The following is a 17,027-nucleotide window of genomic DNA, read 5'->3' on the forward strand; positions in this document are numbered from 1 at the left end:
AGAGTGGGAACGACGCGCATGTTGGGTATGGCGGTTGAGGGCGCTTTAGGAAGATCCCTTACCCGCCGATCCTCATGTCCTCGGTGGCCAGCATGGCATAGCCTACGGAACAAGCGCAACTGGCTAATTGGCTTCGCAGCCCCGCGTAGGAGCGGCTGTCGCTCACTCCGTCACACGTTGCCGCCGAACAATTGCCGGGTCTCGCAGATTGTTTCAGGCGCCGGGACGGCCCCGACGAGGGGCGCAAACGTCGATCCGGCGCGAGCAACGGCGCGCCGGACGGGTGCCGGACACGACAACGGCCCGGCGGGTATGCCGCCGGGCCGGTGAATTTTCCGGAGATCGCTCTCCTGGATGGGCGGGGTTACTTGCGGACGTCCACGCTCAGGAGCTGGCGCCGCAGGTGGTCGTCGAACAGGACGATACCCGGAATCGTGACGCCGCCCTCGAGCATGGCCGCGCCCTGGCGGCGGATGCCGTCGAGGCCGAGGCGGCCGATCATGCCCGGCACGTCGTCGCCGTCGACCGCCTGCACGAGGCGCCCGAGGTGGCCGTGGAGCTGCCGCGACAGCGCCTTGGCCGCCGGGCCGTCCCAGGGCGACTGGTAGACCATGCGCGACAGCGCGTCCTGAAGGGCGCGGAGGTGCATGTCGGCGGCCACCTGCAGGCGGAGGCGCAGCACGTCGAGCGGATCACGGCCGGTCTCGGCGGCGACCCGCAGCGACGACAGCGCCCCGGTGAGGTGCTCGATGCGCGCCAGCCGCCCGGCCAGCGCCGGCGCGAAGCCGGCCGACTCGAACTCGTGCGCGCGGGCGTGCAGCTGCGGGATCTGGCTGGCCGGCAGGGCGTGCTCGACGTGGTCGAGCAGCTCGCGGGCGCGGTCGATCGTGCGCTGGTCGAGGGTCGTGTAGGCGTCGCCCTCGAGCAGGACCACGGTGGTCTCCTCGAGCGCGGCCTCGACGACGTGCATGGCCCGGTAGATGGCCTCCTGGCGGTTCTTGTCCTCGCTGGCGTAGAGGTCGCGGCGGAGCGCGTCGACGTCGCCGGCCGCCGACGCGGTCATGTACGCCTCGGCGATCGCGTGCGCGGGCCGGCCGGTGCTGGTCATCAGCTCGGGGAAGAAGGTCGCGCCGGCGTTGTCGATGATGCGGTTGACGACCATCGTCGTCGCGATCTCGCGGCGCAGCAGGTGGCTCTTCACCGCGCCCTCGGCGGCCTCGACGATCGCGGCCGGGAAGTACTCGCGGACCATGCGGTCGACGAGGCCCTCGGACAGCGGCTCGCCGTCGAGGAGCACGCGGTACACCAGCATCTTGGCGTAGGCGCACAGCGCCGAGGCGTCGCACTTGAACAGGCCGACGCCCTTGCGCGCGCGGTTGGCCAGCTCGTCCTCGGTCGGCAGGGCGAAGGTGTCCGGGTTGAACGGCACGTGCTGCACGAGGTACGACAGCGTGCGGGCGTAGCGGTAGACGTCGACCTTCGAGCGGCGGACGTCGTAGCTGACCATGCGGCTCTGCGAGCGGTTGTTGGCCAGCACCATGTCGCACACCTCGGTGGTGGCGGCCTTGAGGACCTCGTTGCGGCGCTCGCGGGTGACCTTGCCGCTCGCCAGCAGCGGCGCGAACAGGATCTTGATGTTGACCTCGTGGTCCGAGGTGTCGACGCCGCCGGAGTTGTCGAGGAACGAGGTGTAGTTCTGGCCGCCGATCCGGGCGAAGGCGGGGCGACCGCGGTCGGTGATCGCCAGGTTGGCGCCCTCGGACATGACGCGGAAGCGCAGCTGGTTGGCGTTGACCCGCACGGCGTCGTTGGCCTTGTCGCCGACGTCGGCGTGGGTCTCCTCCTTGCTCTTCACGTAGGTGCCGATGCCGCCCATCCAGCACAGGTCGACCTTGAGCAGCAGGATCGCCCGGATCGCGTCCTCGCCCGACACGACCTGCGTCGGCGAGAAGCCGAGCAGCTGCCGCGCCTCGGGCGAGAGTTCGAGCGACTTGGCGTTGCGCGGGAACACGGCGCCGCCGGGGCTGAGCTTGCCGGGGTCGTAGTCGGACCACTGCGAGCGCGGCAGGTTGAACAGCCGCTCGCGCTCGAGGAAGCTGACCTCGGGGTCAGGCGTCGGGTCGATGAAGACGTGGGCGTGGTTGAAGGCCGCCAGCAGCTTGACGGTGCGGCTGCGCAACAGGCCGTTGCCGAACACGTCGCCGCTCATGTCGCCGACGCCGATCGCCGTGATCACGTCGGCCTCGGGGTCGATGCCCATCTCGCGGAAGTTGCGCTTGGTGGTCTCCCACGCGCCGCGGGCGGTGATGCCGGTGGCCTTGTGGTCGTAGCCGTTCGAGCCGCCCGAGGCGAACGCGTCGTCGAGCCAGAACTTGTGGCTCATGCTGACGCTGTTGGCGGTGTCCGACAGGTGCGCGGTGCCCTTGTCGGCGGCGACGACGAGGTACGGGTCGGGGCCCTCGGTGTGGAGGATGCCGGGCGGGGTGACGACCTCGCCGTCGACGACGTTGTCGGTGACCGACAGCAGCGCCTCGACGAAGAGCTGGTAGTAGCGGTCGCCGGCGGCGCGCAGCTCGTTGCGGTCGGTCGGGGCCTGGCGCAGCACGAAGCCGCCCTTGGCGCCGACCGGGACGATCAGCACGTTCTTGACCATCTGCGTGGCCATGAGCCCGTGGATCTCGGTACGGAAGTCGTCCGGCCGGTCCGAGAAGCGGATGCCGCCGCGGGCGACGCGGCCGCCGCGGAGGTGCACGCCCTCGAAGTCGGGGTGGTAGACGAAGATCTCGCGCAGGGGCTTGGGATCGGGGCCGAACGGGACGCGCTGGCCGTCGAACTTGAACGCCATCGCCGGGGTCTGATCGCGGCGCACGCCCGGCGTGGTGTTGATGACGAAGGCGTTGGTGCGCAGCGTGGCGCGGACGACGTCGGCGACGGCCCGCAGCACGCGGTCGGCGGTGTAGTCGGCGACGTCGCGCAGCTCGGCCTCGAGGGTCTTGTCGGTGACCTCGGCGAGCTGCGGGCTGGCGCTGGTCGGGTCGTAGCGGGCGTCGAGCCACGAGACCAGCGCCGAGGCGACGGTCGGGTAGGCGATCAACGTCTGCCGGATCAGCGCCGAGGTGAACGGGCAGCGGACCTGGTGGAGGTAGGCGACGTAGGCGCGCAGGATCTCGACCTCGAGCGCCGTCATCGTCGTCGACACGATCAGCTGGTTGAGCGAGTCGCGGCCCATCGTGCCGGCGTAGACCTGACGCAGCGTGGTCCGGATCTCGTCGGCGCGGCTCATCACCGCCGGGATCCGCTCGGGGCGGACGTCGAGGCGGTAGTTGTCGAGCTCGAACGGGGTCGCGTGCGCGAGGTGGACCGGGCGCGCGTACTCGTCGACGACCTTGAAGCCGAAGCTGCCGATCAGCGGCAGCTCGTCGCTGAGGTTCATCGCCTTGCGGCTGAACACCCGCAGGTTGAGGCTTCCCGGGTGGTCGCCGGTGACCGAGACGTAGAGGTCGAAGTCGAACTCGGCGCCGCGGCGGATGTTCTCGATGCAGCGCAGGTCGCCGAGCAGCCGCTGGTCGCCGGCGCGGCGCTTGTGCTCCTCGCTGAAGGCGCCGTGGTACAGCTCGAACAGCTCGTCGACCTGGTCCGGCGGGACGAGCTCGGACAGCGCCTCGCGCAGGCGCTCGTTCCAGCCCTTGGCCAGCGCGAGCACCTCGGAGCGCACGCGCTCGGTGTCGACCGCCGCGAACGGGGTCGGGCCGGTCATGTAGTAGTGGATGATCGCGTTGTCGTAGCGATCCATGTAGACGCCGAAGTCGGAGTAGGTGGCCCCGAACTCGCGCTGCAGCTTCTCCTGCACCTGCAGCCGCAGCTCGTCGTTGAACTGCTCGCGCGGGAGGCTGACGAACGCGAACACGAACCGGCCGTCCTCGCCGACGTTGATGTGCACGTCGGAGCCGCCCTCGACCTCGGCCCGCAGCACGCGGTCGGTCAGCTCCCAGATGCTGTCCTCGCTCTGGGTCAGCAGGTACTCGAGCGGCAGCGAGTTGAAGGCGTTCGTCAGGCTCTTGCCGCGGTGGCTGTCGATCGAGACGCTGCGCTCGGTCAGCAGCTTGCGCAGCATGACGCGCAGGAACGGGATCTCCTCCGGCGGGGTGTGCAGCGCCTTGTAGGTGAAGAGGCCGTTGATCAGGCAGGTGCCGACGGGCTGGCCGTCGCGGCCCACGCGGGTGACGACGAAGTGGCCCGGCTTGCCGCTGCGGTGGACCGGCGACTCCTCGTTGCTGCGGTGGTAGCGGACGGTGCGGCCGAGGTCGCGGGCGTAGGCGGCGAAGCGATCGGCGTCGCGCTCGCTGAGGTTGACGGAGGCGGTGCCGAGCGTGGAGATCCGGTGGCCCTGCTCGTCGTACTCCTCGACGCCGAGCAGCACGAGGTTCTCCTCGCACAGCCAGCGGACCATGCCCTCGGTCTCGCGCAGGGTCAGGCTGCGATCGTTGCTCTCGGCGTTGGCGGCCCGCAGGTAGTCGTCGGCGAGGTCCTGCAGCCGGCGCTTCATCGGCTGGAAGTCGCGCACCATCGCCTGCACGATCCGCAGGCGGGTGCGGAAGCGGTCCTCGATGTCCTCGGGGACATGTTGGCCGGGGTCGAGCTCGACGCGGATCACCGACTCCGGGGCGCCCATGCCGATGCTGGTGATGTTGCCGGCGGAGTCGCGCCGGACCTTGATCACGGCGTTCATCAGGCTGGCGATCTCGAGCCGCTCCGCGCCGAACAGCGCGCGCAGCGAGGACACCAGGAACGGCTGGTCTTCGAGGCAGCTCTCGAGGACGACGCTGTCGCCGTGCCGGCGCACGGCGGTGTTGATCTCGCCGCGGCCGCGGGTCTTGATCGTGCTCAGGACTTGCTCGAGCTGCTCGACGAGCTCGGCGCTCGGCACCCGCCGGATGTCTCGGAGGTCGACCGAGGTCAACACCGCCTTGCAGAGGGCCGCCAGGAGGTTGACGTCGGTCCCGGGCAGCTTGGGGACGTACGAGGCGAGGACCTGCTGTACCTCGTGGATCCGCTGGTTGCTCAGTTTTTGCGTCGCCATCGGCGGCAACTCTCCGCCGGCCGGCGGCTGGGTGCAATCCCTCCGGAGCCGAGCGCACGCGACCGTTGCCGCGGAACATCGCCGCAACCGGCAGCCGACCCGCGGCCGACTCGCGCAAACCCCCGGAAGGGCTCGCGCAGGGCGTTGCGCACCGCGGCTGCATGACATCCCGCACGCGGGATCCGAAGGGGTCGCAGTGCTTGCGGTCCTATTCTTGGCTCGTGCCTGAGCCCTCCGTCGCTGCACCGGATCTGGCGGCCTGCGCCGCGCGTCGCTCCCGCCTCTCCGCGCGCCTCGGCGACGCGGCGCTGCTGCTGTCCGCGGGCGAGCCGCCGACCCGCTCCGGCGACACGCGCTACCGCTTCCGGCCGGACTCGAACTTCTACTACCTGGCCGGCGCTGCCGAACCCGGCGGGGTGCTGCTGCTGCGGCCGGGACGGGCGCCCGCGAGCGCGCTGTTCTTGCCGGTCCAGGACGAGCGCGACGTGCTGTACCACGGCCGGCGGCCGAGCGCGGACGAGGCCCGCGAGCAGCTCGGCGTCGACGCGGTGTTCCCGATCGCGCAGCTCGAGCTCGAGCTGCCGCGCCTGCTCGACGGCATCGACGAGGTGTACCTGCCCTTTTCGACATGTCCCGTGATCGAGCGGGCGGCGTTCGCCGCGATCGAGCGGCTGCGCGCCGGCGACCGCCGGGGCGAGGTCGCGCCGACCTGCCTGCGCGACGCCCGGGCGCTGCTGGCCGAGGACCGGCTGGTGAAGGACGCGGCGGCGATGACGGCGCTGCGCCGCGCGGTCGACATCAGCGCGGCCGGCCACGTGGCGGCGATGCGGGCGACCCGGCCCGGTCGGCTCGAGCTCGAGATCGAGGCGCTGCTCGAGCACGAGTTCCGCCGCCGCGGCGCGAGCGGGCCCGGCTACGAGACGATCGTCGCCGCGGGCATCAACGCCAACACGCTGCACTACACGGCGGCCCGCGGGGCGCTCGCCGCCGGCGACCTGCTGCTGGTCGACGCCGGCGCGGAGTGGGAGCTGTTCACCGGCGACATCACGCGCACGTTCCCGATCGGCGGCCGCTTCACGCCGGCGCAGCGCGACGCCTACGAGATCGCGCTGGCCGCCAACGAGGCCGGGATCGCGGCGACGGTGGTCGGCTCGAGCCTCGACGCGATCCACGAGGCCTGCCTGCGCGTGCTGTGCGACGGGCTGCGGACGCTCGGCCTCGTCCAGGCGGGCGTCGACGAGGCGATCGAGGAGGAGCTGTACAAGCCGTACTACCCGCACAAGACCAGCCACTGGCTCGGCGCCGACGTCCACGACGTCGGCCGCTACACCGTCCAGGGCCGCGCCCAGCCGCTGCGCGCCGGCTTCGTGCTGACGGTCGAGCCGGGCCTGTACTTCCCGGTCACCGAGGAGGTGCCCGCCGAGCTGCGCGGGGTCGGGATCCGCATCGAAGACGACGTGCTCGTCACCGCCGGCGCGCCCGAGGTGCTCAGCGCCGGCGCGCCCAAGCGGGTCGCGGAGCTCGAGGCGCTGGTCGGCCAGGGTTGACCCGATCGGCCGGGCGGGAGAGGGCGCGAAGGCGTCTGTCTCGAAGGACATGCATGATGCGGCATGTCCCGGAGAAAATGTCCGAGCGAGCATGGCCTTCCGAGCATGTCTAGAGGGACATGTCGCGCAGGGCGATCGGGCCGCCGGCCGGCAGGCCCCCCGGGCGAGCGGCTCAGGGGCGCGGTCGCACCGCTCGCGGGCCGCGGATGTCGCGGAGGGCGGCGACCATGAGCTCGCGGACGCGGGTCTGCAGCAGCTCGACGTCGCCGCCGGTGGCGTCGGGGAGGACCGGCTCGAGCACGTGCACCTCGACGTGCAGCTCGTCGAGGCGCTCGAACACCCAGCCGTCGCGGGGCAGGGCGGCGCCGGTGCCGTCGATGACGATCGGGACGATCGGCACGCCGGCCTCGACGGCGAGGGCGAAGGCGCCGCGGCGGAACTCGCCGATCCGGCCGTCGCGCGAGCGCGTGCCCTCGGGGAACATGAGGATCCGCGAGCCGCGGCGCAGGTGCTCGCGGCAGCGCGCGAGCACGGCGGCGCGGCTGCCGGCGTCGCCGCGGCGGACGGGCACGTAGTCGGCCATCGCCATCATCCAGCCGAGGAACGGCACCCAGAACACCGACTCCTTGGCGACCCATTTGAACGGGGTGCGCAGGGCGTAGAGGACGAAGATGTCGCCGAACGACTGGTGGTTGGCGACCAGCACGCACGGGCGATCGCCGAGCAGCCGCTCGCGGCCGTGGATGTGGATCCGCGAGGCGCCGAACAGGCGGATGCAGTGGTTGGCCCAAGTGATCGCGTACCAGTGCGAGAACCGCCGCTGCGGGTCGAACGGCGCGACGACGAGCCAGATCGGCGCGACGGCGATCCAGAACACGACCAGGCTCACCGCGAGATAGGACCAGAAGAGGGCCGATCGGAGGCGCTGCACGGCATTCGCCGTTGTAGCGGCGCGGGGCGGCCGCTGGCAAGTCGTGGGCGCCCGGGCAGGTGCAGGGGCGGGCGCGGTCTGGCATGCTGGGGCCGTGTCGCCTCGTCGTCGTCGCCTCGCTCCGCTCTCGCTCGCGCTCGCCGGCACGTTCGCGTGCGCGGAGCCGGCGAGCCCGCCCGCGCCCGCTCCGCCGGCCGAGCTCGAGCCGGCGAAGCCGCGCCTGATCGCCGCGCCCGAGGCCGGTGACGTGGCGGCGGCGGTGCGTGAGGAGGCGGCGCGCGCAGGCGGAACGCTGGTCGTCACCGTCGGCGCCGACTGGTGCGAGCCGTGCCGGGCCTTCCACGACGCGGTGAAGGCGGGGCAGCTCGACGCGCGGCTCATGGGGGTGCGCTTCCTCGAGTTCGACATCGATCGCGACCGGGCGCGGCTGGAGGCGGCGGGCTACAAGTCGCGCTTCATCCCGCTGTTCGCGTTGCCCGACGCGGAGGGGCGCGCCAGCGGCAAGCAGATCGAGGGCGGGATCAAGGGGCCGCGGGCGGTCGAGCACATCATGGCCCGGCTGGGCCCGCTGGTGGCCGGCAAGCCTTGAGCGTCGGCGGGCGAGCCCGTATGTTCGCGGGGTGCTGCGGATCGCGGCGGTCCTGCTGTTCGGGCTCTACTTCCTCCTCAGCCAGCCGCTGTGGTTCGCCGGCGCGCTGCTGATCACCGCCGTCACCGCGCCGTTCGACCGCAAGCGGGCGCTGCTCCACCGCTACACGTGCGTGTGGGGCGGCCACTACGCGCTGCTGATGCCCGGCTGGGACGTCAGCGTCCACGGCCGCGAGCACATCGCCCCGGGCGGGGTGTACGTGCTGTGCTCGAACCACCAGTCGCACGTCGACACGCTGGTGCTGTTCACCCTGTTCCGCCACTTCAAGTGGGTCGCCAAGGCGAGCGTGTTCCGGGTGCCGTTCATCGGCTGGAACATGACGCTGAACCGCTACGTGGCGCTGCGCCGCGGCGACACGGCCAGCATCGCGGCGATGCTCCGCCGCTGCCGCGAGAACCTCGACGCCGGCTCGTCGGTGTTCATGTTCCCGGAGGGCACGCGCTCGCGTGACGGGCGGCTCCACGGGTTCAAGCACGGCGCGTTCTCGCTGGCGGCCGACGCCGGCGTGCCGGTCGTGCCGATCGTGCTCGACGGCACGAGCGCGGCGCTGCCGAAGTCGTCGTGGAAGATCGGCCTCGATCGTGCGCGGCTGCCGATCACGGTGCGGGTGCTGCCGCCGGTCGCGCTGGCCGACCTCGGTCCGGGGGCCGACGCCGCGACGCTGCGCGCGGAGGTGCGGGCGCGCATGCTGGCGGCGCTGGCGGCGATGCGCGGCGTGACGGTCGCCGAGGTCGACGGTGAGCCGGCGAGCGCGGCGAAAAAACGCAAGGACCTGGCCTGAGGGACAGACGACTCGGGGGCCCCCGCCGGAGCGGGGACTTGGCGGGGCGCGAGGACAGGAGCGGCGGCGGCGCACGATGAAGGTGCACGCGTCTGTCCTGAGGAGCAGGCGAATGCGCGGGGCGGTGCGAGCGGGCGCTGCGCACAACGGAAAGGCGAGGGGCTGCCCCGAGGGACAGGCGGCTTGCGGCGGCGCGGTGGGGACGGGTCGGGCGCGTGGCCGGCGGCGCGAGCGGGCGCACGAAAAGACATGCCCCGAGGACCAGGCGTGCCTGGTCTCGGGGACATGTCTGGAAAGGCAGGCGGGCGGGGCGCCGCGCCGGCTCAGGACTCCTGGCCGGAGTCCTCGATGGTGACGGTCTTGCTGGTGGCGCCGTTGCGGGAGCCGACCTTCTCCATCGCGTCGACCACCTCGGTGCCGGACACGACCTTGCCGAACACGACGTGCTTGCCGTCGAGCCAGGGGGTCTCGGCGGTGGTGATGAAGAACTGCGAGCCGTTGGTGCCGGGGCCGGCGTTGGCCATCGACAGCAGGTACTTGCCGGTGTGCTTCAGCTTGAAGTTCTCGTCGGCGAACTTCTCGCCGTAGATCGACTCGCCGCCGGTGCCGTTGCCGCGGGTGAAGTCGCCGCCCTGGCACATGAAGCCGGGGATGATCCGGTGGAAGCCCGAGCCCTTGAAGTGCAGCGGCTTGCCGGAGCGGCCGACGCCCTTCTCGCCGGTGGCGAGCGCGCGGAAGTTCTCCGCGGTCTTCGGGACGACGTCGGCGAACAGCTCGAACACGATGCGGCCGGCGGGGGCGCCGCCGATGGAGATGTCGAAAAAGACGCGCGGGTTTGCCATGAGGCCGCGGACTCTACCACAACCCGGCGCGGACGCCGGTGACCGCGACCCCGGGAACCGCGTACACGAACTGCGTGCGCTTCGCGAGCGCCACGGCGGCTTTCCGGCGTCACGTCGCCTCACGCAGCGATGCGGCAGTCCGGGGTCGCCGCAGCCGGCGTCGGGCGTGAAAACCGAAAAGGCGAGCGGGTCGCCCGGCATGATTTGGCCGAAGTTCAACCCCTACAACTAGTAGGTGGGATCTGCGTTAACCGCGTCGGGCTTCTCGTCGGACGAGCCTGCACACCAGCTGATCAGAGACGGACCCCTGGCTGAACGGAGTAGGTAGAACTTTGGGCCTCATGCCGAGCGTCCCGCTCGCGCTCCGTCACTGTAGCACCACTTCGTCGACGTGGCGACGTGCGCGGCGCCCGACGTCGTCCGGATCACCTCACTGCAGCGGCCACGGTGTGAGGACGTAATCGGACCCACCGCCGTGGCAGCCGGTGCACAGGTTGACGCCGATGTCGTCCGCGTACACGGTTGCGTTGAGGCGCTCGTACCAGTACCAGCCGTCGCCGTCCCCGCTGTCGGGGGCGAGCTTGACCATGACCGCGTAACCGACGATCTCGTCGGTGCCGTCGCCGTACAGCTCCTTCACGCTCGCGGCGCCTTCGGGGTGCATGGCGTCCGCGGCCGCGAGCGACTCTGCGAGCGCGGGGTTGACGAAGGTCCGCACGTTGCCGCCGTGCGGGCCCGCCGACGCGTGGATCTGCGACTCGGCCGGCCAGGTGAGGTAGGCGCCCGCGGCCAGCCAGGCTTCGAGCTGCTCGGCGGAGTCGGTCGGCGGCAAGAGGTCGACGTCTCCGGTCGTGCTCGCTGGCGAGGTCGTGCTCGCGTCGCCGTCGCTGGTGGTGCTCGCGACCGACGTGGTCGGTTCGTCTGCGGTCGAGGCAGCTTCGCCGTTCGCGTCCGCGGTCGCCGCGGTCGAGGTCGTATCGCCGCCGGTGGCGCCGTCCGTGGTCGCGCTGCCGTCGCTGTCGCCGGGGTCCCCGTCGGCGCCGCAGGCGGGGGCGAAGAGGGCGAGAAGGAGGGCGAGGCGCGCGCTGTGGATCGGCATGCGCGGCGTCAACGAGGCGCCGCGGCGGCTGTTACAGGTGCCGCGACGCGCTGGCGCGCTCGGCCTGCGAGGCGAGGACGCGCACGGCCTCGATCATGATGGCGAACCGCGGATCCTGCGTGTGGCCGCGGGCGAAGCGGAGGTAGATCTGCTGGGCCACGACGGCGGTCTTGAACAGGCCGAACGCGTAATAGAAGTTGATCGCGTCGAGGCTGCGGCCGGTGCGACGGGCGTAGTGCTCGGCGAACTCGGCCCGGGTGAAGCTGCCGGGCGCGTGCGTCGGTCCGAAGGCGAAGGCCTGCAGCTCGGGCGGGTCGTCGGCCTGCACCCAGTAGCAGAGGGCGGTGCCGAGGTCCATGAGCGGGTCGCCGACGGTGGCCATCTCCCAGTCGAGGATCGCGGTGATCCGCGTGAGGTCGTCGGGGGCGAGCACGAGGTTGTCGTACTTGAAGTCGTTGTGCAAAAGCGTGGGCGGGCCCGAGGTCGGCATGTGTCCCGAGAGCCAGGCGGCGACGGCCTCGACGGCCGGGATGTCGTCGGTCTTGGCCGCCAGGTAGCGCTTCGTCCAGCCCTCGACCTGGCGCCGCACGTAGCCGTCGGGGTGGCCGAGCTCGACGAGGCCGGTGGCCTCGATGTCGATGGCGTGCAGGTCCGCGAGCGCGTCGGCGGCGGCGGTGGCGAGGCCGCGGGCGAGCGCCGGGGTGAAGTCGACGCCGCGCGGCGGGACGCGGCGGACGACGACGCCCTGCCGCCGCTCCATCAAATAGAACTTGGCGCCGAGGATCGTCTCGTCGCGGCAGAGGTGGACGGGCCGCGGCGCTCGCTCGCACACCGGCGCGAGCCGGGACAGGAGCGCGTGCTCCCGCTCCATGTCGTGCGCCGACTTGACCTGGGTGCCGAACGGCGGCCGCCGCAGGACGTAGGCGTCGCCGCCGACGGTGACGAGGTAGGTGAGGTTGGAGTGCCCGCCCGGGAACTGCTGGACGCTGACCGCGGCGTCGCCGGGCGCACCCAGGGCGTCCCGCAGGTAGGGCGCGAGCCGCTCGAGGTCGAGCTCCTCGCCGGGGCGGACAGGGCGCGGGGTGTCGATCGCAGTCATGAGTCCTCCGGGACAGGTCGTAGGGGCAGGGTTGAAGAGACAGGTGAGGCCGAGCTCGGCAGCGGCGGTGCGAGAGGGCGCCAGGCGGCGCGAGGACGCGCGGGGCAGACGGGTCGGATGGGACAGGTCGAGTCGGGCAGGCCAGAGCTGGAACGTACGAAGAGGCAGGCTCGAAGGGGCAGGTGCGAAGAGGTAGGTGCGGAGAGGCAGGCGCGAAGAGGAAGGCGCGAAGGGACAGGCGCGATGAGACAGGCGCGAAGGGACAGGCGCGAAGAGGCAGGTGCGAAGGGGCAGGTGCGAAGAGGCAGGTGCGAAGGTGCAGGTATGAAGAAACAGGTGCGAACGGTCAGCCCTCGCGGCCGGGGCGATGGCGGGCGAGGATCCGGCGGGCGGCGGCGACCTTGTGGACCTCGTCGGGGCCGTCGTAGATCCGGGCGCCGCGCTCGCGGGTGTAGAAGAAGGCGAGCACGGTGTCGTCGGTGAGGCCGAGCGCGCCGTGGACCTGGATCGCGCGGTCGAGGACCTCGGACAGGACCTCGGCGACGTGGAACTTGATGAGGGAGATGTCGTCGCGGGCGGCGGCGAAGCCGTGCTGGTCGATCAGCCAGGCGGTGCGCAGGACCAGCAGCCGGGCGGCGTCGATACGGGCGCGGCACTCGGCCAGCCAGGCCTGGACGATCTGCTTGTCGCCGAGGCGCTCGCCCGGGGCGAGCTCGCGGGTGGCGGCCCGCGCGGCCATCATCCCGAGGGCGCGCTCGCAGATCCCGAGCCAGCGCATGCAGTGGTGGATCCGCCCGGGGCCGAGACGCTCCTGGGCGATGACGAAGCCGCCGTGGACCGGTCCGAGCAAGCTGTGCTTGGGGACACGACAGGCGGTGAACTCGAGCTCGGCGTGCGAGTCCCAGCCGGCGCCGGCGTGGCCGAAGATCGGGACGTTGCGGACGCGCCGGAAGCCGGGGGTGTCGGTCGGGACGATCAGCATGCTGGCCCGCCTGTGCGCCTCGGCGGCCGGATCGGTGACGGCCATGACGACGGCGAAGGCGGCCCCGTCGGCGCCGGTGGTGAACCACTTGCGGCCGTCGAGGACGTAGTCGTCGCCGTCGAGGCGGGCGGCGCAGCGCAGCTGGGTGGGGTTGGAGCCGGCGGTGTCCGGCTCGGTCATGGCGAAGCAGCTGCGGATCTCGCCGCGCAGCAGCGGTTCGAGCCAACGCTCGCGCTGGGCCGGGGTGGCGTACTTGTGGAGGATCTCCATGTTGCCGGCGTCGGGCGCCTGGCAGTTGCACGCGAGGTGACCGAGCGGGCTGTGACCGAGGACCTCGCTCAAGAGGCCGTGATCGAGGAGCGAGAGGCCGAGGCCGCCCTCTTCCCGGGCCATCTGCGGCAGCCACAGGCCCTCGGCCCGGGCCGCGGCGCGCAGGCTGGCGACGATGTCGTCGCTGGCGGCGACGCCGCGCGCGAGCACGGTCGGCTCGACCGGGAAGACGTGGGTGCGCATGAAGGCGCGGGCTCGGTCGAGCAGGGCTGCGGTCGCGGGCGGGATCGCGAAGTCCATGATGGTCCCAGGCTACCGCAGGAGCGGCGTCCGGAGCCACGGCGCCGCGAGCGTCAGCGCAGGGTGACGTGGGCGCGCTCGTGGATGTGCGGGAGGGCGTTGAAGACCCGCAGCTGCATCTCGCCGGGGCGGTAGGCGAGCTCGGTGAGCGAGGCGTTGTGGACGATGAAGCTGGTCTTGAGGCCAGCCCAGGTGTCGAGCCCGAGCGCCAGCGCCGTGACGACGCCGACGGGCCCGGCGGAGCTGACGACCAGGACGGTGCTCCGGCGCGGGTGCTCCTGCATGACGCGCTCCAGGCCGCGCGCGACGCGGGCCTGGAACTCGCGGAACGGCTCGACGGCCGGGTGCTCGACCTCGCCGGCGTGCCAGCGCCGCATGGCCGCCTGGAACACCAGCTCGAAGGCCCGCTGGTGCCCGGGTGTGCCGCGCTCGGCGGCCATCCACGTGGTCGCCAGCGCGGCGAGCTCGGGGTCGCGGTCGCACAGCGACGGCATGGCGTCCTTCATCAGCGCGATCGCGGGGTACTCGTCGAATTCGAACAGCTCGATCGGGGCCGGGAACTCGGCGCCGGCCTGGCGCGCGCCGGCGACCAGGAGCGCGGCGGTGTCGCGCTGACGCTTGCGCGGGCCGGCGTAGATCGCCTGCGGCGGATCGATCATGCGCGCGAGGTAGCGGCCGAGCGCGTCGGCCTGCTGCTCGCCGAGCGGCGAGAGGACGTCGTAGTCGGCGGCGCCGAGCGAAGCCTGGCCGTGGCGGATCATCAACAGTCGGCTCACCGGGCGAGCGTGCCCGCGCTCGCCCGGAGGATCAACGATCGCTGGCGCGGGCCGTGCGATCGGCGCGCGGGGTTCCCCGGGCCGTCCCTGAGACGGAGGCGACGCCGACTCGATGACGAGGGGCCCCCGGCTCGGGCACTCCGCCAGCCCCCGCAGGCATCGCGGCTGTCCTTCGGGACATGTACGAACGGATATGCGAGATCGGACATGCGCGAAAGGACAGGCCCCTTCGGACCTGTCCCTCGTGCCATGCGCCGACTCAGCGCTTCGAGATCTCGGCGTCGAGCTGGCGCTCGATCGCCTCGAGCTCCCGCATCTTGCGCTCGAAGTCGTCGCCCTCGCGGCGCTTGCGGCCGGGGCCGAGGGCGCGGGCGCTGCGGCCGCCGGTGACCGCCTTGCGCTCGCCGCTGCCCGCCACCAGGCGGTAGCCGATGTAGCCGGCGCCGGCGAGGGCGCCGACGAACAGGACGTTGCCCAGGACGGCGAAGAACAGGCTGAACACCATCTTGGCGGCGATCATCAGAGCGAACAGGCCGCCGAGCACGAGCAGCGAACCCTTGGCGAAGCGGGCGGCGACGCCGGGGCGATCGTCGTCGTCATGTTCGTATGAACCCATGGACATCATGGATAGGCGATGGCGGAGGCGGTGGCAAACCCTCCGGCGCGGTCGGCCGCAAAGTCGCCCGGCGCGGCCCGACGCGCGGTCCCGAGGACCCCTCGCGCCGTAAAGTCACACGCGCGTCACGGCGCTGCAGCGGCCGGCGGAGGCGCGGCCGGGTCCGGCAGTTCGCCGCCGGCGTTGCCGGAAGGCTTGGCGCCGGGAGCCGCCTTGCGAGGCATGGGAGCGGGCTTCGGCCGCGCTGCGGACGGTCTGCCGGCGGCTGGACCGCGGCTGTCCCCGGGTGGGACGGATGGGGACGCTTGGGATGGCGCGGCGACGGGCGGGGACGGCCGGGAGCCCGGCGGGTCCGCGGCGGGTGAGGCGAGGCCCGGGAGGGGCGGCGTCGCGGCGGCCGGGCCGTGGAGGGCCGCCGCGCTCTCCGCAGCCGTGGCTGGTGAGGTCGCGGGGCGGCGCGGATCTGCCGGGGCGCCGAGCGAGGCCGCGGGGTCGTCCGTGCCGGCGCAGGCCAGGTGGTGCGGGTCGATGCAGGGGCCCTCGGGGTCCGGTGGGGGCTTCAGGGTCGAGGCGGGGATCACAGGACCCATGCGGCCCGCGGCGGAGCCGGGCGGGGACTTGGCGGCCGGACGCGGCGACGCGAGGGCGACGGCGCCGTCGAGCGAGCCGCCGCTCGCGGGGCGCACCGCCGCGGGTCGCAGCGTACCGCTGACGATCCCGGCGGTGACGAGGCACAGGCCGGCGGCGACCAGCAGCGGGACGAGACGACGCGGCGACAGTCGGCGCGAGCGAGGCTCGGACGGCGGGGCCGACCAGCGCGCGCCGGACTCGCTGGCGCGGCCGTAGGGCAGGGTGGGGGCGCTGTCGTGGATCGAGGCTGCCGTGCCGGACAGCGCGGCGTTGCTGTCGGACGCGTCGAGGATGTCGCGCAGGGCGTGCTCGCCGGTGCCGGCGGCGTCGGACACGGGCACGAGGCCGGCGCGACCCGAGAGCCGGGCCCGGTCGACGCGCATGCTGATCGCCGAAGTCTGCGGCGCGAGGTACTCGGTGAAGTCGTCGGCGTCGCCGGTGTCGAGCGTGCCGCTGAATTGCAGCCGACCCACCTCGATCGCGGCCATGGCGTTGGCGAGCGCCATCACGGTCGGCCAGCGATCGTCGGGCGACTTGGCGAGCGCGCGCAGGACGATGGCCTCGAGCTCGGCGGGGATCCGGCGCCGCACGGCCGCGGGGAACGGCGCCGGCGGGGTGATGAGGTGGGCCGCGAGGACGTGGGCCGGACGCGGGTCGACGAACGGGACCCGCCCGGTGAGGCACTCGTAGAGGATGACGCCGAGGGCGTAGACGTCGGTGCGGCGATCGATGACGCCGGTGCTGATCTGCTCAGGGGCGGCGTAGCGGGCCAGCCGCAGCGCGGCCCGCGGCTCGACGCACGACCACACGCGGCCGCCGCTGGCGACCAGCAGGCCGGGGCTGACGACCTTGAGCGTGCCCGGGTCGTTCTTGTCGCGCACCGGGTACAGGCTGCTGGTCGAAAGATCCTGGCGGATCATTCCGTGCTCATGGGACAGGTGCACGATCTGGCAGGCGCGCACCAGCAGGGCGCGCAGCCGCTGCCACGGCGGCGGACCCTGGCGCGCCAGCTCGTCGGCCAGGCTGGCCACAGGGAACACGTCGGTGACGACGTAGAGGCGGCCGCGCTCGTCGTGACCGAGGTCGAGGAGATCGACGAGATCGGCCAGCAGCGGCACCTCGCCGCGCGGCAGGCGGAGGTTGCGGCTGCGGCGGAGCTCGAGCCGCGCCACCAACTCGTCGCCCGAATTGAGCTCGGGGGGCACGAACCTCACCGCGATCGGTCGCCCGAGCTCGAGGTCCTCGCCGCGCATGAGCTCGCCGAGCGCGTCGCAGCCGAGCCGGCTGGCGAGGCGATAGCGACCGCCGAGAATCACACCTGGCCCCGAGGTCATCAGGCCGTCGGCGCGCAAGCTGTCGTCGGTGCTCGCCATGATCCGCCGGAAGCATAGTGACGAGCGGACGGACGAGCGCAAGGAATTTGCG

12 protein-coding genes and 1 other RNA gene are annotated in these 17,027 nt (G+C 72.3%); 3 read left to right on the forward strand and 10 right to left on the reverse strand.

Annotation, left to right across the window (positions count from 1 at the left end; all coding sequences use genetic code 11):
• Positions 1-364 precede the first annotated feature (364 nt).
• Positions 365-5,080 (reverse strand): NAD-glutamate dehydrogenase domain-containing protein, encoded by a 4,716-nt coding sequence (locus NAEX_RS45740; protein WP_170136594.1) that lies wholly within the window; start codon positions 5,078-5,080, stop codon positions 365-367.
• A gap of 221 nt (positions 5,081-5,301) precedes the next feature.
• On the opposite strand from NAEX_RS45740, the gene NAEX_RS49215 reads away from it, so the two are divergent.
• Positions 5,302-6,627, forward strand: coding sequence for an aminopeptidase P N-terminal domain-containing protein (locus NAEX_RS49215; RefSeq protein WP_170136595.1), 1,326 nt, complete (start codon positions 5,302-5,304; stop codon positions 6,625-6,627).
• A 172-nt stretch (positions 6,628-6,799) separates the two neighbouring features.
• Here NAEX_RS49215 and NAEX_RS45755 read toward each other — a convergent pair whose 3' ends face one another.
• Positions 6,800-7,558 (reverse strand): lysophospholipid acyltransferase family protein, encoded by a 759-nt coding sequence (locus NAEX_RS45755; RefSeq protein WP_170136596.1) that lies wholly within the window; start codon positions 7,556-7,558, stop codon positions 6,800-6,802.
• Positions 7,559-7,652: 94 nt separating this feature from the next.
• Between NAEX_RS45755 and NAEX_RS51805 the strand changes: the two genes are divergently transcribed.
• Positions 7,653-8,147, forward strand: coding sequence for a TlpA family protein disulfide reductase (locus NAEX_RS51805; protein WP_170136597.1), 495 nt, complete (start codon positions 7,653-7,655; stop codon positions 8,145-8,147).
• A gap of 31 nt (positions 8,148-8,178) precedes the next feature.
• A complete protein-coding gene (locus NAEX_RS45765; protein ID WP_245914017.1) occupies positions 8,179-8,988 on the forward strand; it encodes a lysophospholipid acyltransferase family protein in 810 nt (269 codons plus the stop codon).
• Positions 8,989-9,311: 323 nt separating this feature from the next.
• On the opposite strand, the gene NAEX_RS45770 is transcribed toward NAEX_RS45765, so the two are convergent.
• The 8 genes from NAEX_RS45770 to NAEX_RS45805 all read right to left on the reverse strand — a co-directional run bounded on the left by NAEX_RS45770 (position 9,312) and on the right by NAEX_RS45805 (position 16,975).
• Positions 9,312-9,830: a peptidylprolyl isomerase gene (locus tag NAEX_RS45770; protein WP_096334233.1), complete on the reverse strand. Its 519-nt coding sequence runs from the start codon at positions 9,828-9,830 to the stop codon at positions 9,312-9,314.
• Positions 9,831-10,009: 179 nt separating this feature from the next.
• A non-coding RNA gene (gene ssrS, locus NAEX_RS45775) (6S RNA) lies at positions 10,010-10,192 on the reverse strand.
• A gap of 68 nt (positions 10,193-10,260) precedes the next feature.
• Entirely contained in the window at positions 10,261-10,929 is a 669-nt protein-coding gene (locus NAEX_RS51810; RefSeq protein WP_170136598.1) for a hypothetical protein, read from the reverse strand.
• Between the two features lie 31 nt (positions 10,930-10,960).
• Entirely contained in the window at positions 10,961-12,028 is a 1,068-nt protein-coding gene (locus NAEX_RS45785; protein ID WP_096334235.1) for a phosphotransferase family protein, read from the reverse strand.
• A 346-nt stretch (positions 12,029-12,374) separates the two neighbouring features.
• Positions 12,375-13,580, reverse strand: a complete 1,206-nt coding sequence (locus tag NAEX_RS45790; RefSeq protein ID WP_096334236.1) for an acyl-CoA dehydrogenase family protein — start codon at positions 13,578-13,580, stop codon at positions 12,375-12,377.
• A 53-nt stretch (positions 13,581-13,633) separates the two neighbouring features.
• Positions 13,634-14,356, reverse strand: a complete 723-nt coding sequence (locus tag NAEX_RS45795; RefSeq protein ID WP_143140176.1) for a histidine phosphatase family protein — start codon at positions 14,354-14,356, stop codon at positions 13,634-13,636.
• A gap of 259 nt (positions 14,357-14,615) precedes the next feature.
• Positions 14,616-14,972, reverse strand: coding sequence for a hypothetical protein (locus NAEX_RS45800; protein WP_096334238.1), 357 nt, complete (start codon positions 14,970-14,972; stop codon positions 14,616-14,618).
• Positions 14,973-15,097: 125 nt separating this feature from the next.
• Positions 15,098-16,975 (reverse strand): serine/threonine-protein kinase, encoded by a 1,878-nt coding sequence (locus NAEX_RS45805; RefSeq protein WP_096334239.1) that lies wholly within the window; start codon positions 16,973-16,975, stop codon positions 15,098-15,100.
• Positions 16,976-17,027: the final 52 nt, after the last annotated feature.

It is taken from the genome of Nannocystis exedens (assembly GCF_002343915.1).
Taxonomy (GTDB): domain Bacteria; phylum Myxococcota_A; class Polyangia; order Nannocystales; family Nannocystaceae; genus Nannocystis; species Nannocystis exedens.